17 protein-coding genes are annotated in these 21,762 nt (G+C 41.6%); 6 read left to right on the top strand and 11 right to left on the bottom strand.

Annotated elements, in window-relative coordinates:
* Positions 1 to 5: 5 nt before the first annotated feature.
* Entirely contained in the window at positions 6 to 1,718 is a 1,713-nt protein-coding gene (gene recJ, locus I5907_RS03255; RefSeq protein WP_231401952.1) for a single-stranded-DNA-specific exonuclease RecJ, read from the bottom strand.
* Between the two features lie 52 nt (positions 1,719 to 1,770).
* Positions 1,771 to 2,733, bottom strand: coding sequence for a polyprenyl synthetase family protein (locus I5907_RS03250; RefSeq protein WP_196989291.1), 963 nt, complete (start codon positions 2,731 to 2,733; stop codon positions 1,771 to 1,773).
* 68 nt (positions 2,734 to 2,801) lie between these two features.
* On the opposite strand from I5907_RS03250, the gene I5907_RS03245 reads away from it, so the two are divergent.
* The 5 genes from I5907_RS03245 to I5907_RS03225 all read left to right on the top strand — a co-directional run bounded on the left by I5907_RS03245 (position 2,802) and on the right by I5907_RS03225 (position 9,439).
* A complete protein-coding gene (locus tag I5907_RS03245) occupies positions 2,802 to 4,532 on the top strand; it encodes an OmpA family protein (protein WP_196989290.1) in 1,731 nt (576 codons plus the stop codon).
* Positions 4,533 to 4,733: 201 nt separating this feature from the next.
* Entirely contained in the window at positions 4,734 to 6,158 is a 1,425-nt protein-coding gene (gene gndA, locus I5907_RS03240; RefSeq protein WP_196989289.1) for an NADP-dependent phosphogluconate dehydrogenase, read from the top strand.
* 305 nt (positions 6,159 to 6,463) lie between these two features.
* Positions 6,464 to 7,990 carry a glucose-6-phosphate dehydrogenase gene (zwf, locus tag I5907_RS03235; protein ID WP_196989288.1) on the top strand — a complete coding sequence of 509 codons (1,527 nt, stop codon included), beginning with the start codon at positions 6,464 to 6,466 and terminating at the stop codon, positions 7,988 to 7,990.
* 74 nt (positions 7,991 to 8,064) lie between these two features.
* On the top strand, positions 8,065 to 8,814 hold the full coding sequence (gene pgl, locus I5907_RS03230; protein WP_196989287.1) for a 6-phosphogluconolactonase: 750 nt from the start codon (positions 8,065 to 8,067) through the stop codon (positions 8,812 to 8,814).
* Positions 8,815 to 8,818: 4 nt separating this feature from the next.
* Entirely contained in the window at positions 8,819 to 9,439 is a 621-nt protein-coding gene (locus tag I5907_RS03225; protein ID WP_196989286.1) for an HAD family hydrolase, read from the top strand.
* Between the two features lie 25 nt (positions 9,440 to 9,464).
* Here the strand turns inward: I5907_RS03225 and I5907_RS03220 are convergent, their stop codons facing one another.
* The 3 genes from I5907_RS03220 to I5907_RS03210 all read right to left on the bottom strand — a co-directional run bounded on the left by I5907_RS03220 (position 9,465) and on the right by I5907_RS03210 (position 12,304).
* On the bottom strand, positions 9,465 to 10,550 hold the full coding sequence (locus I5907_RS03220; RefSeq protein ID WP_196989285.1) for a lytic transglycosylase domain-containing protein: 1,086 nt from the start codon (positions 10,548 to 10,550) through the stop codon (positions 9,465 to 9,467).
* A gap of 86 nt (positions 10,551 to 10,636) precedes the next feature.
* Entirely contained in the window at positions 10,637 to 12,070 is a 1,434-nt protein-coding gene (gene gatA / locus I5907_RS03215; protein ID WP_196989284.1) for an Asp-tRNA(Asn)/Glu-tRNA(Gln) amidotransferase subunit GatA, read from the bottom strand.
* A gap of 30 nt (positions 12,071 to 12,100) precedes the next feature.
* Positions 12,101 to 12,304: a Sec-independent protein translocase subunit TatA/TatB gene (locus I5907_RS03210; RefSeq protein ID WP_231401951.1), complete on the bottom strand. Its 204-nt coding sequence runs from the start codon at positions 12,302 to 12,304 to the stop codon at positions 12,101 to 12,103.
* Positions 12,305 to 12,712: 408 nt separating this feature from the next.
* Between I5907_RS03210 and I5907_RS03205 the strand changes: the two genes are divergently transcribed.
* The gene (locus I5907_RS03205) at positions 12,713 to 14,731 is read left to right on the top strand and encodes an alpha-ketoacid dehydrogenase subunit alpha/beta (RefSeq protein WP_231401950.1); all 2,019 of its coding nucleotides are present in this window, start codon (positions 12,713 to 12,715) and stop codon (positions 14,729 to 14,731) included.
* Between the two features lie 17 nt (positions 14,732 to 14,748).
* On the opposite strand, the gene I5907_RS03200 is transcribed toward I5907_RS03205, so the two are convergent.
* The 6 genes from I5907_RS03200 to I5907_RS03175 form a co-directional block, all read right to left on the bottom strand.
* On the bottom strand, positions 14,749 to 14,949 hold the full coding sequence (locus tag I5907_RS03200) for a hypothetical protein (RefSeq protein WP_196989283.1): 201 nt from the start codon (positions 14,947 to 14,949) through the stop codon (positions 14,749 to 14,751).
* A 153-nt stretch (positions 14,950 to 15,102) separates the two neighbouring features.
* On the bottom strand, positions 15,103 to 15,417 hold the full coding sequence (locus I5907_RS03195) for an FtsB family cell division protein (protein ID WP_196989282.1): 315 nt from the start codon (positions 15,415 to 15,417) through the stop codon (positions 15,103 to 15,105).
* Between the two features lie 73 nt (positions 15,418 to 15,490).
* Complete coding sequence (gene eno, locus I5907_RS03190; protein WP_196989281.1) at positions 15,491 to 16,774, bottom strand: phosphopyruvate hydratase; 1,284 nt, start codon at positions 16,772 to 16,774, stop codon at positions 15,491 to 15,493.
* A 433-nt stretch (positions 16,775 to 17,207) separates the two neighbouring features.
* Positions 17,208 to 17,810, bottom strand: a complete 603-nt coding sequence (locus tag I5907_RS03185) for a hypothetical protein (RefSeq protein WP_196989280.1) — start codon at positions 17,808 to 17,810, stop codon at positions 17,208 to 17,210.
* A gap of 370 nt (positions 17,811 to 18,180) precedes the next feature.
* Positions 18,181 to 19,725 carry a YifB family Mg chelatase-like AAA ATPase gene (locus I5907_RS03180; RefSeq protein ID WP_196989279.1) on the bottom strand — a complete coding sequence of 515 codons (1,545 nt, stop codon included), beginning with the start codon at positions 19,723 to 19,725 and terminating at the stop codon, positions 18,181 to 18,183.
* A gap of 177 nt (positions 19,726 to 19,902) precedes the next feature.
* Positions 19,903 to 21,486, bottom strand: a complete 1,584-nt coding sequence (locus I5907_RS03175) for a M1 family metallopeptidase (RefSeq protein WP_196989278.1) — start codon at positions 21,484 to 21,486, stop codon at positions 19,903 to 19,905.
* Between the last annotated feature and the right edge of the window lie 276 nt (positions 21,487 to 21,762).

The following is a 21,762-nucleotide window of genomic DNA, read 5'->3' as shown; positions in this document are numbered from 1 at the left end:
TTAATTTAAGATGTAGCTGTGTTGAAATCGATTACTCTTAGCTGAAGATTTTGCTGCCCGTTCCATTCATTTACATCCAGTGTATATACAATATCGAAAGCGATATCTTTTTTTAGTAATTGAAATTTATAGGCGAGATTGAACCCGATGCCCGTAAGGGTTGTATTGTTTTGCCTGACAACAAACCGTACATGTTTTTCTTTAACGATTTTTGAAAAACCAGTGTCTAACACTCCTTTTGTTAAGAAGACAGGACGCATGTTTTCCGGACCGTAGGGTTCCATTTGTTGTATGATGCTATAGAAGGACGGAGTTATATCTTTGAGCATAATTGATGCGTCGATGATAATCTCTGGTGTGAGTAACTCCGGGTCTATCGTTTGTTGTACGATGTCTTCAAATTTATCAGCAAACTGCTGCACGTTTTCTTCGAGGAGTGTCATACCTGCAGCGGCGAAATGACCGCCATAGCCAAGCAGGGAATCCCTGCATGCGTGTATAGCTTCGTAAAGATTGAAACCCGGAACACTTCTTGCGCTTCCGGCAACGATGTCTCCGCTTTTTGTAAGCACGATGGTTGGCCGGTAAAAATTTTCAATCAACCTTGATGCAACAATACCCACCACACCTTTATGCCAGTGATCTCTGTATATAACGGTGGTTTTACGGTTGATGAGCGTTTGATCGTTCTGGATGATCGACAATGCTTCTTCTGTAATGTTTAAATCTGCTTCTTTCCTGTCTGTATTGTCATTGTGCAGCATTTCTGCATATTCCATTGCTTTTACATAGTCTGTTTCTATAAAAAGCTGTACTGCTTTTCTTGCATCATCCATTCTTCCTGCTGCGTTGATGCGTGGTGCAACGATAAAAACGAGATTGGTGATATGTACTTCTTTTTCCTGTGCGGCAAGCTTTAAAAGAGCTTTTATGCCAATGCACGGGTTTTCATTCACTTTTTTTAATCCGTAGAAGGCGAGAATCCTGTTTTCGCCGGTGAGCGGCACTATGTCTGCTGCAATAGCTGTTGCCACAAGGTCGAGGAACTCCAGGAAATAGGTGTCAGGTAGCTGCCATATCCCGCAAAGCGCCTGGATAAGTTTGAAACCGACACCACATCCACAAAGTTCTTTATAAGGGTAATTGCAGTCTGATTGCTTTGGGTTCAAGATCGCAACGGCAGGCGGTAATTCCTGATCGGGCATGTGATGGTCGCACACGATAAATTCGATGCCCAATGTTTTTGCATATGCAATTAAGTCAATGGACTTGATACCGCAATCCAATGAGATGATCAACGTAAAATTGTTTGAGCAGGCATAATCTATCCCGGCTTTGGATATACCGTATCCTTCGCGATACCGGTGTGGAATATAAAACTCCACATTGGGGTAATGATTTTTAAGAAAACGATACATACAAGCCACAGCAGCTGTGCCGTCAACGTCGTAATCCCCAAATACCAGGATATTTTCTTCCGAAGCAACAGCTTCCTCAATTCTCCTGGTAGCAGCCTTCATGTCCTTCATTAGCCATGGATCATGCAGTTGTGAAAGATCTGGTCTGAAAAAACTTTTTGCTTTTTCGAAAGTATTGTGGCCTCTCTGGATAAGTATTTTGCAAAGTGCGCGATGAATTTTTAAAGCATGGTACAAAACAGTTACTTCATCTTCGTTCGCTGTTAACAGTTTCCATCTTTTTTGCATTGCTATTTCCATTCTTTTCAAACAAAATTTATGCGCTGTTGCTGTTCCTGGTTTTAGGCTGTGATTAAAAACTTCTGTCAGTAGTAAATCTCACAAGGTCTTCCAAGGCGTCCCTGGCTTCAGTTTTTTCAAAAGTGTACAACATTTCAAGGGCTTCGTCTCTGAAAGAGAGCATTTTCTTGTGGGCGTAATCAATGCCGCCCGACTTATATACATTGTCTATAACGAATTTAACTTTTTCCTTATCGGTATTATTGTTTTTTACTATGTATATTATTTTGTTTTTAATGATTTTATCGCAATTGTTAAGCGTATATATTAAAGGTAGGGTTAACTTTTTTTCCTTTATATCATTACCCGTTGGCTTGCCAATGTTTTCATTGCCATAGTCAAACAAATCATCTTTTATCTGGAATGCCATGCCTGTTAATTCACCAAACCGTTTTAATTTTTCTACAGCGTTGTTGTCTTTAAAGGTCGTGCAAGCGCCAGCTCCGCAGGCCGAAGACAACAAAGAAGCAGTTTTACCTTTAATGATATCGTAATAGATGTCTTCACTAATATTCAGGTTTCTTGCCTTTTCAATTTGAAGCAATTCTCCCTCGCTCATCATTTTAACTGCTTCAGACAGGATTTTTAGCACCTCAAAGTCGTTGTTGTCAAGAGAAAGAAGAAGCCCTTTTGAGAGAAGATAGTCGCCCACCAACACGGCAACTTTATTCTTCCAGAGCGCGTTTACCGAAAAAAAACCCCGGCGTTCGTCTGAATCATCTACCACATCATCATGTACAAGAGTGGCTGTATGCAGCAGTTCTACCAGGGAGGCTGCTCTTAAAGTTGAAAGATTTATATCACCGCCAAGCCGGGCGCTCAGTAGAACGAACTTGGGTCGTAACTGTTTACCCTTTCTGTTAACAATATAGCGCATAATGCGGTCCAGCAAAGGAACTCTGCTCTTAACTGCCTCCTTAAAATAATCTTCAAACTGAGCTATTTCGTGCTGAATTACTTGTGTTGCCTTGTCCATTTTTATTACTTGAATGCAAGATTACATCAATTAATATTTATTGTCATGCATCATTTTATTTATAGAAGATGTCTTCAGGAAGGGAGAAAATATATTGTAAAAATTTGGTATTTCATAATCTATCTATAAATTTGTCGGTAGATTTTAAGTGGGAAACATTACAAACAAATCAATTATTACCTATGGCAAGCGGAAAGTTTTTATCAATCTTAGCCCTATCAGGGTTAGTCGCTACTGCTTCATTTGCTCAAAAAAGTGATGCAGATTATGGCTGGGTGCTTGATTCTTCGAAAAGATCAGTGAAGAACATGCCTCAGCAAAATGAGTTTTTAAACAACCAGTATCCTTATCCTTCTAAACCACGCAGCATGTGGGAATTAGGATTAAGTGGCGGTGGTTCTTTTCTTTTTTCTGATATCGACCCTGCATTAGGCTTTGGCGGTGGTATCTCTTTAAGAAAATCTCTGGGACATGTATTATCTGTTAGGGGTAGCTATAATGGTTCTATCAATAAAGGCCTCGACTACCGTTTAAGAAATACAAATGATGGTCTGGCAGGTCCATGGAGAAACAACTACCTCAACAATGGTGACAAATATGTAGCTAACTACAGAACAAAAATTCACCAGCTTTCAGTTGACTTCATCGGAAGCCTTAATACTGCTTCTGGTTACAGAGGTAATCCGAAAACTAACATTTATGTTTTAGCGGGTTATAGCGTTTTAGGCGCTGATATTGATGTTGATGCGCTTAATGGAAATGGTACTCCATATACCTATAGCGGCATTGACTTCACCGGCAAGAGAAGTGATATTAAGAGCGATCTGAAAGATCAACTTGATGGTGAATACGAAACCAACGGCGGTGTTCTCAATGGTAGCAGAGATGCTGTTGGCCGCAGCCAGGATAACTGGTTAATACGCCACGCATTAAACCTTGGTGCTGGTATAGCATTTAAAGTTTCTGAGCGTGTGAACATTGGTCTTGAGCAGAAATTTACTATGCCTTTCGATGATAACCTTGATGGTGTAAATACAGGCCTTGCAAACGATTTCCTTAGTTCAACACAGTTCAGACTGAACTTTAACCTGGGCAATTCTTCTAAAGCAGTTGCTCCTCTTTGGTGGCTTAATCCAAATAACTACGTATACAACGAAGTTAATACTCCAAAACACATGAAGATCCCTACACCAGTATTACCAGATGCTGACGGTGATGGTGTAACTGATCAGTTCGATATGGAGCCTAACACTCCGGCTGGTGCAAAAGTTGACAGCCATGGTGTTAGCGTAGATACTGATGGTGATGGTGTTCCTGATTATAAAGACAAAGAACCTCTTACTGCACGTGACTGCTTCCCTGTAGATACTGATGGTGTTGGTAAATGTCCTGAACCACCATGCTGCACTGAATTGCGTAATGCGATTGATAGCATGAAAACAACATGTGCTATTACTTCATTACCAAGTGTACAGTTTAAATCTGGTAGCCTTACAATCAGCGCGACAACTAAAGCTTTACTGACAAACGTTGCTCAGCAAATGAATGCTAATCCTAATTGTAAAGTAAAACTTACAGGTTACTACAAAGGATCTGACAAGCGTTCTATGCAGCTTGGTTGGGATAGAGTAAGCACTGTGCAGAAATATCTTGTTGAACAGGAAGGTATTGCTGAAAACAGAATCATCTTCAGCTTAAGTGATGGTGGCGATCCTAATACTGTTGACCTTGCGGGTACAACTGAAGAAGGTCCAAACACTATTCCTGCTCCGTTCCCTCAGTTCAAAAAATCTAAATAAGATCTTTATATAAGAGCAGTAAAAAAAGGCCACCATTTTGGTGGCTTTTTTTTGCCTACTTTTTTATTGTTCCAATAACGCGTATACAAACCCATCCACAATTCAGCTGCATTAGTCATTCAGCTGTCATGTTTTACCATGTAGAACAAAGGTTAGTCTTCAATTGTATTAACTTGCATTTTCAAATTCAAAGTAATAATCATGGAAAGTCAGCAATATGATTTTGGTATGATTGGTCTTGGTGTTATGGGGCGTAACCTGCTTCTTAACATGGCTGATCATGGATTTGCGGTAATTGGTTTTGATCTTGATGCACAAAAGGGTGTATCATTAGAAAGTTCGGCAACGAAAGGAACAAGTGTAAAAGGCGTGACAGCGCTGATTGATCTTGTAAACAACCTGAAAGCGCCAAAAAAAATAATGATGTTGGTACCAGCAGGAAAGCCGGTAGATGATGTAATAGAAAGCCTTTTACCACTAATCAGTAAAGGTGATATTATTATTGATGGAGGCAACTCTCATTATACGGATACATTACGTCGTGTAAATTATTTGCATCCTAAGGGCATCCATTTTATGGGTATGGGCGTTAGCGGAGGTGAGCAGGGCGCCAGGAACGGCCCAAGTATTATGCCCGGTGGCGATGCAGAAGCTTACCAGCATGTTAAACCATTACTCGAAGCAATCGCTGCAAAAGTGAACAACGAACCGTGCACAGCTTATATGGGTAAAGATGCGGCGGGTCATTATGTAAAAATGGTACACAACGGTATTGAGTATGCTATTATGCAACTTATAAGTGAGGTGTATGACATTCTCAAAAGAGGCGCTGGATTAAGTAACAGCGAACTTCATGAAGTCTTTAAACAATGGAATGATGGAGAACTGCAATCATTTCTCGTAGAAATTACACGGGATATATTTCTGCAAAAAGATGACCTTACCGGCAACGATTTGCTGGATGTGATTCTTGACAAAGCCGGTTCTAAAGGCACGGGTAAGTGGACAAGCCAGGATGCAATGGATCTGCCTGTTGCTATTCCAACCATAGACATGTCTGTATCACTGCGTACTGTGTCTGCTTATAAAGATGAAAGAGTACTTGCTGCTTCGCTTTATAAGCCCGTAGTCAAGATAATGAAGGGCAACAAAGAAGCAATCATTAAACAACTGCATGACGCATTGTATTTTGCCACAATCATCTGCTATGCGCAGGGCCTGGCAATGCTGCACAAGGCTTCTTATGAACTAAAGATGGATATACCTTTAAAAGATGTGGTAAAAGCATGGCGCGGAGGCTGTATTATCCGTTCCTCTTTACTTGAGGTATTTTACAATGCCTACAATAAAAAAGGTAACAAACTGCCCAATATTTTGTTAGACAAAAGTATAGCAGGCATTATAAAAAAGAAAGACCGGAATATGCGTGCAGCTGTAAAAATAGCATCTCAAAACAAGCTGTCATGTGCATGCCTTATGAGTGCGCTGTCCTATTTTGATGCTTACACAACAGAACGTATGCCAACCAATCTTATACAGGCACAAAGAGATTATTTTGGTGCACATACTTACCAGAGAACAGACAAGGAAGGTACATTTCACACAGTATGGGGCAGTAATGAATAGTTCTTTTATGAGCCAGGCTAAAGAATAACTATGAAGCTTCCGTTGCGTCGCACTCTTGTGCGTTTAGCACTATATGAAGCAAATGCGAAGACCAGTGCAAAGATTTTATTGAAGCCAGCATTCCGGTTATTTGGCCACTTATAATAAACCTGGCTTGTAAGTTTGTCAAGTTGGTGAACATAAGCTTTTAGTATAGCAGTATCGTTGTTGACCATAGCGAAAGCGCACAAGTGAGTGACACAACAGGCGATGAGCAGGGAACCAATTGCCCGTTCCAAAAATATAAACAGATTCAATTTTTAGCAATGTCGAACATCAATAATCATAATCGCCCACCAGCCTCCGTTATCTTCATTTTCGGTGGCAGCGGCGATTTGAATCAACGTAAATTAATACCTGCTTTATACAATCTATTTTTAGATGAATGGCTGCCGGAAAAGTTTGCGGTAGTTGGCCTTGGCCGTACGCCTTACGAAAATGATACTTTCCGCAGCCATCTGTACGAGGCAGTACAGGAATTTTCCAGGAGAAAAGGTGAATTGAATGGTCACTGGAAAGCTTTTTCCAATTTTGTTACTTACCTGCAGATGGATGCAGAAGACCAGGACTCGTACAATAAAATAACGGAGCGTGTAAAAGAGTTTGAAGAAGAGTTTGGAGAACACCCAAATGTTATCTTTTATCTCGCTGTAGCTCCACAACTGGTACCCGATATTGCAACCAAGCTTGGCGCCCTAAATATTTGTAAAGACAGGCGATGTACACGTATTGTTGTTGAAAAGCCCTTTGGGCATGATCTTAAGAGTGCGCAGGAACTAAATGGTTTGCTGGCCAAGCTTTATGACGAAGACCAGATTTATCGCATAGATCATTACCTGGGAAAAGAAACCGTTCAGAATATTCTGGCATTGCGTTTTGCCAATGCACTTTTTGAGCCAATATGGAATAGAAATTACATAGATCATGTACAGATAACCGTTGCCGAGACAGTTGGTGTAGAGGGGCGCGGAGGATATTATGAACAGAGCGGTGCGTTAAGGGATATGGTACAAAACCATATTCTGCAGTTGCTTTGTATGATTGGAATGGAGGCTCCGGTAAGTTTCGATGCCAATGAAATTCGCAACAAGAAAGTTGATGTACTGAATGCTATACGCAAAATAAAGCGTGATGAAGTGCAGGCATATGCCGTGCGTGGTCAGTACGGCGAAGGATGGATGCAGGGAAAAGAAGTTAAGGGATACCGGCAGGAGGAGAAAGTTGATCCGCAGTCTCCCGTGGAGACCTTTGCTGCAGTTAAGTTTTATATAGATAACTGGCGCTGGCAGGATGTGCCATTTTATGTACGTACCGGTAAATCGATGCATCAGAAAACGTCTATTATAACTATCCAGTTTAAGCCGGCACCGCACTATGCTTTTCCACCTGAAGCTGCTGAAACCTGGAGGCCAAACAGGCTTACAATAAGCATACAACCAGAAATGGATATACGCCTGCGTTTCCAGGCTAAACGCCCGGGCCAAACCATGACGCTTAACCCTGTTGACATGATCTTTAGTTACCAGGATGCTTACGAGGCTGGCCATGAGCCGGAGGCTTACGAAACTTTACTGCTCGATGTAATGGAAGGAAATGCTACACAGTTTATGCGTGCAGACCAGGTAGATGCTGCATGGAAAGTGGTAATGCCAATTATTGAAACATGGGAGCAAAGGCCACCGGTTGATTTTCCCAATTATGCACCCGGAAGCTGGGGACCCGAGGATGCTGAGGCACTAATTGCAAGGGATGGGCATAACTGGATAACATTGCCCGCACCGCACAAAGAATAAGAAGGATAGAGTAAAATATATTTAGACGCAAAGAAAATTACTCTTTGCGTCTTTGTTTAAATAACTTAATCATCATGAATCAATTTCATATATCAGAGGATGCGGCGGCTTTCAGTAAAACCGTGGCGGACTGGATGGTAGCTTACATTAGTAAAAGATTGGAAACGCAGGATAGATTTACGTTGGTATTAAGCGGTGGCAGCACGCCTAAAAAGCTACACGAACTACTGGCCGGCGAACCTTACAAAAGTAAAATCGATTGGAGGAGAATACACTTCTTTTGGGGCGATGATCGGTTTGTACCTTTTAATGATGACCGAAATAATGCCAAGATGGCTTTTGAAACATTGCTTGATCATGTGCCGGTGGTGAAAGGCCAAATACATGTAATGCAGACGGAAAACATTACGGCCCCCGATTCTGCCAAAGCATACGAGGCGGTATTGAAAGCCTATTTCCCCTCTTTTGATAAGTCCGGCTCAGCAACAACGTTTGATCTTGTGCTACTTGGAATGGGAGATGATGGACATACACTTTCTTTATTTCCCGGGCAAACAAGTGTGATACACGAAACTGAAGTACTTTGTACTTCTTTATGGCTTGAACAGCAGGAAATGCACAGGGTTACTTTAACGCATCCTATAGTAAACCATTCTGCGGCTGTTGCTTTTCTCGTTATCGGGGCCAACAAGGTGCAGGCGTTGCACGAAGTATTGGAAGGCACTTATAATCCCGATAAATATCCGTCACAGATCATCAAACCAGTACAGGGAGAACTACATTGGTTTTTAGACCAGGCCGCTGCGGCAGGCATAAAACATTAGGCAAATGGAACAGCAGATCAATACTATCATTTTTGACCTTGGTGCAGTATTAATTGACTGGAACCCAAGGTATATGTACAGAAAGCTTTTTAAAACCGAGCAGGAAATAGAATGGTTCCTGGAAAACATTGCTACCAATGATTGGAACGAAAACCAGGATGCGGGTTACCCGCTTGCGCAGGCAACACAAGACCTTATTACAAAACATCCGGAATGGGAGAATGAAATAGCGGCATATTATGGACGATGGATTGAAATGTTGGGAGACCAGTTACACGAAACGGTTGAGATTTTCCAGGCGTTAAAGAATATGGCGCAATTCAAGATATATGCTCTTACTAACTGGAGCGCTGAAACATTTCCAAGGGCACTTGAAAAATTTGCCTTTTTACAATGGTTTGATGGCATTGTTGTAAGTGGCGAAGAGAAAACACGCAAACCATATCCTGAGTTTTTTCAAATATTGCTTAACAGGTACCAAATTTCTCCATCCCGCGCAGTATTGATCGATGATAACCTTCGTAATATAAAAGGTGCGGAAGCTGTAGGTATCAATGGCATTCATTTTCTTGATGCAGGGCAATTAAAAACCGATCTAAAAGACCGGTTTGGTATTCATCTATAGAAAAAATATGTCTTATTTGCAGGGCCTAATTATTTACTGCGTTTACTGAACTCACAGGCTGTGCCGTTGTGTTTGAAAGCAAAAGTTGCACGCTCTCATACAAGATCTGTTGTCTCTTTGCTTTAAACAATTCCAGTTTTTCTTTCGGCAGCTTTAAAGAGTAAGTTTTTCCTTCAGAAAGCGTTTTGTCAAAATACGGATTCAATTCATTGAACTCATCTATGCTCATCAGGACCATGTTTGCTGTAACAACAGAATTGTATTTTCCCGTAATGTCGTAAGCCGGAACGTTTAAGTTTTTGCCCGTGTCAGCTTTGCTTAATATAAAAGCGAGGTTTTCCTTTTTCTCGCTGGTCTCTTTTGCGGTAAGCGTTGTCCACCCACCTGCTCCTTCAAAAAAATAATGTGTAGCAATATACTTCTTTACATGACCACGTGTTTCTTCAGGCAAAAACATTTGTAATTCGTAGAAATTTTTAGAACCTGCTTTTGCTATGGCTTTATTTACGCCACCTTTACCGCAGTTATAAGCAGCAATTACCAAAAGCCAATCATTATAATCTTCGTATAATTCTTTTAAAAGTTTTGCGGCAGCTTCCGTGCTTTTGTAAAAGTTAGTCCGTTCGTCGTAGCCACGGGAAACCTTTAGTCCAAATCTCCTTGCCTCATCTGGCATCAACTGCCAGGGGCCTACGGCGCCGGCATAAGAAACGCAGCCACCTTTCAGATTGCTTTCCACAACGGAAAGGTATTTTAGCTCGACAGGTAAATTATTGGCGCTTAAAATACGCTCGTAGATGGCGAAATAAGGCTCGCCCCAGGTCTTCATTTTTTCCAGGCCGTGGCCATGTTTCTTTACATATTCCGTTACAAACGGAACCATACGGGCATTTAATTCAAATTGAACGGTAGTATTTGAACTGTTGATGTTCTTTGTCAGAAGGCTTCTGAAACCTTTAGTGCTATCTTTTTCACCCTCACCATAGTAAGCGTTGCGGCCGTTAGCCAGGGATTTGTTGGAAAAAGAAAATAAACTGAGTGATGCAGCAACAATAACACAGCTAAATGATAACTGTTTTCTCAGCCTTTGTAAATAAGAGCCTTTTTGCATAGCTGTAATGCTTTTAAATATGATGAATTACCAGCCTTGTTTCTTAAGCCTTACTGTTGTTGTACTGTAGAAAAACCTTCCTGTTGTTATATTTCCGTCATAACCCTGTGGGAGAATTGCAGCAATGTTAATTCGTCTTCACGGGGGCACTGCGCCTGAATACCAAAAGGCATGCCAGAGCTGTGTTTAAATAAAGGTAAAGATATCCCCGGAATACCAACCAAATTTGCGTAGACTGTATAGATGTCTGCGAGGAACATTTCGATAGGGTTGTTGCTTTTTTCTCCAAATTTAAAAGCAGGAGATGGTACAGTTGGACTGATCAATATGTCATATGAACTAAAAATTTCTGCTGTTTTCTCTACCAATATCTGCCTTACTTGTTGCGCTTTGGTAAAATAGGCATCGAAATAACCAGCGCTCAGCACAAACGTGCCAAGCATAATTCTTCTTTTTACTTCTTTGCCAAAACCGTGGCTCCTGCTTTTCTTATAAAAATCTGTCAGGTCGGTAAAGCCGGCTTTCGCCGAATAGCCATACTTTACTCCATCAAACCTTGAAAGGTTGCTGGAGGCTTCAGCAGTTGTTAAAACATAATATGCAGGAACAATATAATCGGTAAAATCAAAAGGTACAGGCTCTACCACATGCCCTTTTTCCCGGAGCCTGGTGATCATCTGCCTTATCGCAGTGCCAATTTCAGGGTCAAGGCTAGGGTGCTCTAATGCTTCTTTAAAATAGGCAATTTTGTAAGAAGGTTTTCCTTCTGAGAGTTTTGCAGAATATGGCAACACAGGTTCATTGCCGGCAGTGCTGTCAAATTCGTCTGCCCCGGCAATAACTTCGAGTGTAAGGGCTGCATCGGCCACACTGTTGGCAAATACACCAATCTGGTCAAAAGAAGAGGCATACGCTATCAGTCCATATCTTGATACCTTTCCGTAACCCGGTTTTAAGCCCACAATGCCACAGAAATCTGCCGGCTGTCTTACAGATCCTCCTGTATCACTCCCCAGGCTTATCATACACAAACCTGCCTGTACAGCTACTGCTGAACCGCCGCTTGAGCCCCCCGGTACACGTTGATTATCTAAAGCGTTTAATACTTTTCCAAATGAAGAGTTTTCGTTGCTGCTGCCCATTGCAAATTCATCACAGTTGTTTCTGCCAATGATAATTGCACCCTCTGCCAGTAGTTTTGCCACCGCAGTAGCATGATAGATAGCCGTGTAATTTTCCAATATGCGGGAGGCAGCAGATGCCTTGTGATCTTTATAGCAAATAACGTCTTTAAGGGCAATAACAACACCATGCATCTTCCCGGGCTTTTTGCCAGCGGCGAGTAATGCATCTAGCTCTTCGGCACGTTTCAGTGCCTCTTCATCATAAACTTCAAGAAAAGCATTCAGGTGGCTATTCAATCTTATATGCTCCAGATAAAAAGAAACGGCCTCAACACACGAAGTTTGGCCGTTAAGCAAATGAGATTGATAGTCTTTGATAGATCTAAAACTAAACAAAGGCTGATCTGATTTTAAGAAAAGGAAAAATTACTGTTGAGTAGTGGTACTTGTAGTAGTGCTTTTTTCGTTCATGCCATCTTCCAGTTCTTTCTTCACATTATTCTTCGCATCGTTAAATTCACGTATGCCTTTTCCCAAGCCCCTCATAAATTCAGGAATTTTTCTGCCGCCAAAAAGAATCAACACTGCAATTATTATTACAATAATTTCCGGCATACCTAAACTACCCATAAGATTATTTTTTAGAAGTGAAAAACAAAGTTATAATTAATTTATTCGCAAAAGCAATAATTATTGTTAACGAAAGGCATAGATAAGGAATTTTTTTGGAACCCGGCGTCAGTTAAGCAATGAGACTTCCGTTGCGTCGCACTCTTGTACTGCAGCAAGATAATGAGCAAAAGCGAAGACCATAGCAACAATGCGGCTGATGATCTTAAAAGATATTGCACTGCTACCTGGCTGAAGCATTTATAAAAGGGCGCTGACAGCATATTGCCGGGAAATGGACAAGGCGTACAAGAGTGCGACGCAACGATGCCACATAGCAGCACAAAAGACCGGCCCATAAATTTAATCTTCGTCATTCCCGTCATATTTTTTCGCATTTAATAACTCCTATCTTCGTAAACATTAAACATGATTGCCGCCATGTACTTCGACAGAAAAAATCTAACGGATGATGAACTGATTGCACTCTACAAGCAGTTGCTGCTTCCAAGGTTGATAGAAGAGAAAATGCTTGTATTGCTGCGCCAGGGAAAAATAAGTAAATGGTTCAGCGGTATTGGCCAGGAAGCAATAGCGGTAGGCTGCACCGCGGCTCTCCAGGCAGATGAATGGATAATGCCGCTGCACAGAAACCTCGGCGTTTTTACTACACGTAATATGCCGTTGCAGAAACTTTTTAAACAATGGCAGGGCAGTAAAGATGGGTACAGTAAAGGCAGGGAAAGAAGTTTTCATTTTGGATCGTCTGAGCATTTTATTTGTGGCATGATCTCTCACCTTGGTCCGCAACTTGCGCTGGCAGACGGTGTAGCGCTTGCATATAAATTAAAGCACGAAAAAAAAGTATCACTTGCGTTTACCGGTGAAGGCGGCACAAGTGAAGGCGATTTTCACGAGGCATTAAATGTTGCAGCAGTATGGGATTTACCCGTCATTTTTATTATAGAAAACAACGGTTATGGGCTTAGTACACCCACCCATGAACAATACCGGTGCGCAAATCTTGTGGACAGGGCAAAGGGTTACGGAATGGAGGGCGTACAAATAGATGGTAATAATATTCTGACTGTTTACGATACCATTAAGGGCATCAGGGAATACTGTATAAGAGAACAAAAGCCCTACCTGGTAGAATGCATGACCTTTCGTATGCGTGGTCATGAAGAAGCAAGTGGAACAAAATATGTGCCCCAGGAGTTATTTGAATACTGGGGGCAGAAAGACCCGGTGAACAATTATGAATTATTCCTGCAGCAGCAGCACATCCTGAGTGATTCGTCTGTTAGTCATATACACCAGGAAATAAAACAGACGATCGATGAGGAATTGAAAAGTGCATTTGAAAGCGCCGTAATTATAGCTGATACGCTTACTGAACTTTCTGACGTGTATGCACCAAAAAAGACTTTTATCGCTGCACAGGGCGAGGCGAAGGAAAGGCATGAAAAAGATGCACCCGGCACACAGGAAAAAAGATTTATAGATGCCATTAGTGAAGGATTGTACCAATCAATGGAGCAGCATGAAAATCTTGTATTAATGGGCCAGGATATTGCAGAATATGGCGGTGCATTTAAGATTACAGAAGGTTTTGTAAAGACATTTGGAAAAGAGCGGGTACGCAATACACCAATTTGTGAAAGTGCAATAATTGGTGCCGGTCTCGGTCTTGCTTTGGAAAAATGTAAGAGTGTGGTAGAAATGCAGTTTGCAGACTTTGTAAGTGTTGGGTTTAACCAGATCGTTAATAACCTGGCAAAAATGCATTATCGCTGGGGGCAGCAGGCAGATATTGTAATACGAATGCCGGCAGGCGCAGGTGTAGGTGCTGGTCCATTTCATTCACAAAGCAATGAAGCGTGGTTTATGCATGTACCTGGTTTAAAGATTGTTTATCCCGCTACGCCGGCAGATGCAAAAGGCTTGCTGATTGCGGCAATCAATGACCCGAACCCGGTTCTATTTTTTGAACATAAGGCTTTATACAGAAGCATCAGTGGCACGGTGCCCATTGAGTATTATGAAACAGAAATTGGTAAAGCAAGAATTGTAAAAAAAGGGAATGATCTTACCATTATAACTTATGGCAGCGGGGTACATTGGGCCGAAGCCTATGCCGGCAATAATTCTGCACTAAGCGTGTATATTCTTGATCTAAGAACCTTATTACCGCTGGATTTTGATGCCATACGGGAATCTGTTGCCGCTACCGGGAAAGTACTGATACTACATGAAGACACCCTTACCGGCGGTATAGGCGGCGAAATAAGTGCATGGATAAGCGAACATTGTTTTGAAATGCTGGATGCACCGGTTGTCCGTTGTGCATCGTTAGATACACCGGTTCCCTTTAATATAGAACTGGAAAAGAATTTTCTTGCAAAAGCAAGACTAAGCGATGCTGTAAAAAAACTGATGAAGTATTAAACCTGGTCTGTAACAGATCAGATAGAATTAATATTTGTTTTGGTAGCAGCGTATTTTAAAATACTTTCTATTGTTTGAGGTCTCGGAGATTCAAGTTTCATGCGGTCAAGTCTTTCAGCAGATTCTTTAATGACATTAAATTTTTCTCTCAATACCCAATTTTCTTCTAATTCTCTTTCAATCTGCCTGTTGCGGTCGTTGTTAGATTCGTTATACATATAAAGAACCAACTCTTCTATAGTAGAATTTACCATGATATAGGCTGTGTTTTAAGTTATGAATAAATGATATAAGCCGCCATGCTTATATGATCTTTCACAGGAGTTGGTAACACATTAAAACGAGTTCATAGTTTTAATATTGCGTTAAGCCTATTTTTTTAAAGTGTCTGCGGCAGGTACAGCAATAAAAACATCTTCATTATCGCGTTTCATCTGGAAGTGTTCACGGGCATATTTCTCAATGGCAGCGGGGTTATTACTTAAGTCCGATAGTGCTGTTTTTGTTTTATCTATCTCTTTCAGGTAATGCTCTTTACTGGCCTGTAGTTCGCTTAGTTCCTGCTTGCGGCGCATTTGCTCAAAGAAATTATTGCGGTCAAAAAATAACATGATCACAAGAAAAACTGCAATTGCGATCAGGTACTTATTTTTTGCAATGGTTATAATACTGGAAGATAACTGCATAAAAAAATCGTTGGCCTTTGTAAAACTACAAAATAGACCAACGATTTATGAAATAGTGTGAATTTGTTAGTAATTATTTACCAAACTTAATTTTACCCTTCGGATATATACCATTTGAGCCTAAAGCCTCTTCTATACGTATTAGCTGGTTGTATTTTGCCATACGGTCTGTACGGCTTGCAGAACCGGTTTTAATTTGTCCGCAATTCAACGCCACAGCAAGGTCTGCTATAGTAGTATCTTCAGTCTCACCACTGCGGTGGCTCATGATAGTAGTGTAGCCTGCATTTTGTGCCATCTGCACAGCGTTGATTGTTTCTGTAACTGTACCAATCTGGTTTACCTTGATCAAAATGCTGTTTGCCGTGCCGGTATCAATGCCACGTTTTAAGATCTTTGTATTGGTTACGAACAGGTCATCGCCCACAAGCTGCACGCGACTGCCTATGGCATCAGTTAGCTTTTTCCAGCCATCCCAATCTTCTTCAGCCATTCCATCCTCAATAGATACAATAGGATATTTGTTTACCCACTCTGTCCAGTAAGCAACCATCTCATCGCTGCTTATTTCTCTTCCACTGCTTTTATAAAATTTGTACTTGCCGTCTTTAAACATTTCACTGCTTGCAGCATCAAGGGCAATACCAATCTGGCTGCCTACTTTGTAACCCGCCGCTTCAATAGCCTGCAATACTGTTTCAATAGCCTCTTCATTGCTTTGAATATCCGGTGCAAAACCACCTTCATCGCCTACGTTTGTACTGTATCCTTTTTTCTTCAATACACTTTTCAGCTGATGGAAGATCTCAACACCCCAGCGCAAACCTTCACTAAAAGTTTCAGCACCAACAGGTACAATCATGTATTCCTGGTAATCAATTTTGTTATCAGCGTGTACACCACCGTTCAGAATGTTCATCAGTGGCATTGGTAATACAGTGGCATTTACACCACCAAGATAGCGGTACAGTGGCAGGTTGCTTTCAATAGCGGCGGCTTTTGCCACAGCCATAGATACTGCGAGTGTTGCGTTTGCACCCAGTTTGCTTTTGTTTTCAGTACCATCAATTTCAAGTAGTTTGGCATCAATTCCTGCCTGGTCGTTAATGCTCCAGCCAATCAGTTGGTCAGCAATTATATCATTAACGTTTGCCACTGCTTTCAGTACGCCTTTACCAACATATACAGCTTTATCACCATCACGTAATTCAACAGCTTCATGAATACCTGTAGATGCGCCACTTGGCACTGCAGCACGGCCAAGCTCACCATTTTCCGTTAATACGTCAACTTCTACTGTAGGATTACCACGGCTATCCAGAATCTGGCGGGCATGAATGTCGGCAATGTAACTCATAATAAAGTGAGGTTTAAATTTTATGATTTTTTTTGAAGTTAGTTAACCAGCAGCAGAACAGGCATTAAGCATCGTTGTGTCACTCACTTGTGCACCATTGCATGGAGCAACAGCGATGCTGAGACAATACCATACATGCGGTTCTTTGCGCTGCAAAGAAACAATCTTTGCATGAAGATTGGGCATGGCCATAAAAGGAAATTTGAAAAGAATTTGCTGACGTTAGTTAGGTACACAACCCGGATGAGATCGAAAGGTCTGTAAAAAATAATTGCCTCGTAGAGGCAAAATATTTCGAGCATAGCTTGCCATCTCACCTAAAGTGAAGCAGGCTATATGGTTCGCAGCACATAAATGTGTGCTTGAAGTTTACTTTATATGGTATTGGATTTATCTGCTGCGTTTTCAAAAAAAGTACAAGTCAAAAACAGGCTCATTGTTTTGTTTTCTGGGCGCTTCTGGAAAACAAGCCTTTTTTCTTAGGCTTTTTATCACTGGCAAAGTCAATAATTACATTATTGTCCCTTTGTACCCAGTCAAGACAGCCGTTTTGAGATTTTACGCTATCCAGGTCTGCCAGGTTCGAACAAAAGTGAAAGGGATGGTCCTGTTTTGGCGGGATGCACATCCACTCGATGGGTATGTCTATGTAACTGATATGCTGAATCTTATCCAGGTTACTCACCGTCGCTTTTTTAATGTAACCTGTAATATGATTTTCTATAAACCTTAATTTAACTGTTGTAACTACCGTCTCGCCCCCCGTACCCAGGTCGGTCTGCTGGTATTCTTCATTCATTTCCGCAATTTCTGTTGGAGACATGTGTTTTAAGCGTGCCACCATCGATGCCGGAATACCCGATTGCTCAAGGCTTGTAATCAATACCGGTCTTTTCACCGATGCTGTATCTGTAGCCTGGGCCGTTACACTGTTAAATAAAAAAATGCTTCCAAGGATCGTTGCACAAAATGAACTCCTTGTTTTCAAAGATGTAATGAACTTCCGCAAATAAATCGTAGAAGTCAATTTCTTCATAAGCATTGTTTATAGCACTAATTGGCTGTTTTGGTACGGATGATTAGAGGTACTTCAAGGGAAATTGGAGTTATACACAGGTGTGAATAGCACAAATGTATTGCAGACACACAAATTTTCCTTGAAACCGACCTTAAAAAATGCGTATAAAATTTAAGGTTTGCCTTTATTACAAGTTGTATGTGCGGGTGAAAAGCATTGCCACTCCCTGGAATATTTTTTTTATTTATCGCGGTCCCTATACAAACGCCGGGTTTTTATTTGCGGGAAGTTATGTATGCAGTACGCTGCAGACGCCATAAAAACGGAACGCCGAACCGAGCGTGGCAACAGGTGATGCCCAATGATACAAAGCTGGCAACATCATTTTCTATCCCGCCCAACCCTCGCGGTCTAAGCTGCGGTATTGAATGGCTTCTGCCAGGTGCTCTGCCTTTATTTCGTTGCTGGCAGCAAGATCTGCTATTGTGCGGCTGACTTTCAAAATCCTGTCGTAGGCACGGGCCGATAAATTAAGCCTTTCCATGGCTTTCTTAAGCAGTGCTTCACCGGCCTGGTTTATGGTACAAATGTCGCGCAGTTGTTTACTGCTCATCTGCGCATTTGCATACATGCCGGGTGCGTCTTTGTAACGTGCGGCCTGTATCTCACGGGCTTTTATTACACGTTGTCTTATTGACGCAGATGATTCACCTTTATGACTGCTGCTTAATTCAGAAAAAGCCACTGGTGTAACTTCAACATGAAGATCTATCCTGTCTAGTAAAGGACCGGAGATTTTGTTGAGGTATTTTTGTACCGCACCGGCAGGACAGGTACATTCTTTTTCCGGGTGGTTATAAAACCCGCACGGGCAGGGGTTCATAGAGGCGATCAACATAAAGTTGGCAGGAAAATCAAGTGCCACTTTTGCCCTGGAAATAGTAACCCGTCGTTCTTCCATGGGCTGCCGCATTACTTCCAGTACGGTTCTTTTAAATTCGGGCAGTTCGTCAAGAAATAACACTCCATTATGTGCTAAAGAAATTTCTCCCGGTTGTGGTACGCCGCCACCACCCACCAGCGCAACATCGCTGATGGTATGGTGTGGAGAGCGAAATGGTCGTTTGCTCACCAGAGAACTGTTTTCAGGCAGTTTACCTGCCACGCTATGTATCTTGGTTGTTTCAAGTGCTTCGTACAAGGTCAGTGGTGGTAATATGGTTGGCAGCCGTTTGGCCAGCATAGTTTTGCCTGCACCCGGCGGGCCTATCAGTATGGCATTGTGCCCGCCGGCAGCCGCAATTTCCATAGCGCGTTTAATATTTTCCTGTCCTTTTACATCATTAAAATCAAGTTCGAATTCATATTGGTTTTCAAAAAATTCTTCTCTAGTATTTACTTCAACAGCCTTAAGGGCGGTGGGATCTTTAAAGAACTGCACTACTTCTTTCATATGCGAAACCCCGTAAACTTCAAGGTTGTTTACCATGCCCGCTTCTCTCACATTTTGGTGTGGAACAATAAGACCTTTAAAACCTTCTTTTCTTGCCTGTATGGCAATTGGTAATGCGCCTTTAATGGGTTGCACAGTACCATCGAGACTCAATTCTCCCATCATTACATAGTCTGCCAAACGCTCTGGTTCTTCAATCTGGCCTGTAGCACCAAGTACGCCAATGGCTATCGGAAGGTCAAATGCAGAGCCCGTTTTCTTAATATCTGCAGGCGCAAGGTTAACCACCAGTTTGGTCCGCGGCCACATAAAATTGTTGTCTTTTATAGCGCTTTCAATTCTTTGCAGGCTTTCTTTCACCGCATTATCAGGCAGACCAACAATGTAATATTTCAGGTCTCCCGCAAGTACATTTACTTCTGCTGTAATAGTAATGGCCTCTACTCCATAAACTGCACTGCCAAATGTTTTAACAAGCATAAGGGTTTTATTATTTTTTGGTTACCGGCGTTGGTGCATGTGGCATCGCCGGTTGTGTCACTCACTTGTACTGATGGGCATTATGCAACAACGATGTGTATTGGCTAATGCGTCAACAGCAATAAATTTTATACGTGTAAAACTGGTTCAAATAAATAAGCCGACTACCGGTTACTGTTACTTTCTTTCTGTTACTGTGTACGTGCACAAAAGTTTAGTATCGGGGTCCACTACAATTGAAGGAGGAGTATTGTTAATATTATAAGATGCTATGGTTGTTTTCGCAGACACAGCAATTGTTTGTGTTGCAAGTTCATCCACTTTTATTGCCAGCGGAAACGTAAACAGTTGTTCCTGCGTTTGTGTAATGGTAAATGTAACCTGTTTTTTTCGTTTGTTGTATTGCCATTCTATTGACAACGCCGGCTGGCCGGTGGTGTATATCCATTGTGCAAAGAAATCTTTTAAATCCTGCTGGCATACATCTTCAAATATCTCCCTGAGATTATCAGTAGTTGCATTGCTTCCTTTGTACGTGTTGTAATAAACCCGTATACTTTTAAAAAACAGATCATCACCAACTTTATTTCTAAGCATGTGTAGAACCCATCCGCCTTTCTGGTAGCTGTTTACATTCAGTAACTGCATAAGGTTACCGTATGCAGTTGTATCAGAAACAGGTGTTTTTCTTTTTTGGGAAAATGCTACCACTTCGTCGCGATCTGTTTGCAGCCTGTTGTTCATACTGTCTGTTCCATATTTGTCCTGGTGGTACAAATGCGTCATATAAGTAGCAAAGCCTTCGCTCAGCCACAAATGGTTCCAGTCTTGTTCTGAAGCAGAATTACCAAACCACTGGTGTGCTATTTCGTGCACCAGCAATGCTTCCAGGCTTTTGTCTGTAACAGAATTTTCGAAATAGAAAATCGCATTTGCATTTTCCATGCCGCCAAATATGGTTTTTGATTGCACGTTTGCGAGTTTTTTGTACGGGTATGGTGCAATCTTTTGCTCAAACCACGGCAGAATGTCTTTTGCTGCGGCATAGCTGGTAAAACCCTTGTCGCGATCCTGCGGGTATACCCAACTATAAACAGGAATATTACCCGCGTTACCGCTATAGTTAACGGCAAAATCTGCCGCGCCGATCACCATAACTTTTGTTGGCAATGGTGTTTCTTCGCGGTAGCGGGTAAGCTTTAAATGCCCGGGAAGGTTTGTCTCTTCTATCTGTAAGCCATTGGCGATGACCTGGTAATGCTCTGGTGCAGTAATAGCAAATTCTACTGTTGCTTTATCTGACGGATGATCGTTACACGGAAACCAGTTATGGGCTCTGTTTGGCCAGTTATCGCCGAAAAAAGTTCTGTCGCCGTATTTGTTGGTATCAATGATCAAACCGTTTGCAGGTATGCCCTGGTAGCTTATTGTATAAATGTGCTCGTTTGAAGCAACAGCTTTGTCGTCTATGATCAAATGGTCTGCGTCTTGCATGAATTTAAGCGGGCTGTCTTTCTTTGAAACTGCTGTTACGGTCATGCCTTTTCCATCAGCTGTTTTTTGAACAAGATCGAGTATAACCTTGTCCACTGCATTAGTAAACTTAACTGTAACGCCGGCTTTGCCTCGAATGATATTGGTGGAATCGTTTAGATAAAGACTGATATTGTAATGTTGTACATCGAGATGGTTTGCAGGTGGCTGGGCAAATACCTTGCAGGATAATGTAATAACTGAGCAGAAAAAATAAAACTTCAACATAACGCTAAAATAAAAGTAATAAACATCTCTTGTTGCATGTATTTGTAAAAGCTTGCTGCACTGTTGCTGTATAGAAAAAGTGACATGCAGTATGGTGTTACGCCCGGAGCTGTTGACTAATGATTTGCAGTACAAGTGTGCGACGCAACAGGTGATGCCATATGTACTTAAGCAGGGTACATAAAAACCATTCTTCTTTAAGCGGTTTCCGTTCATATAAAAGCGGTTACCATGTTTTCTTTCTTCAAATGTTATTGTATACTTTTCCAATTATAA

This window comes from Panacibacter microcysteis, from assembly GCF_015831355.1.
GTDB classification, from domain to species: domain Bacteria; phylum Bacteroidota; class Bacteroidia; order Chitinophagales; family Chitinophagaceae; genus Panacibacter; species Panacibacter microcysteis.
The sequence above is the reverse complement of the archived record's forward strand: the minus strand, read 5'-3'. Positions and strand labels throughout refer to the sequence as shown.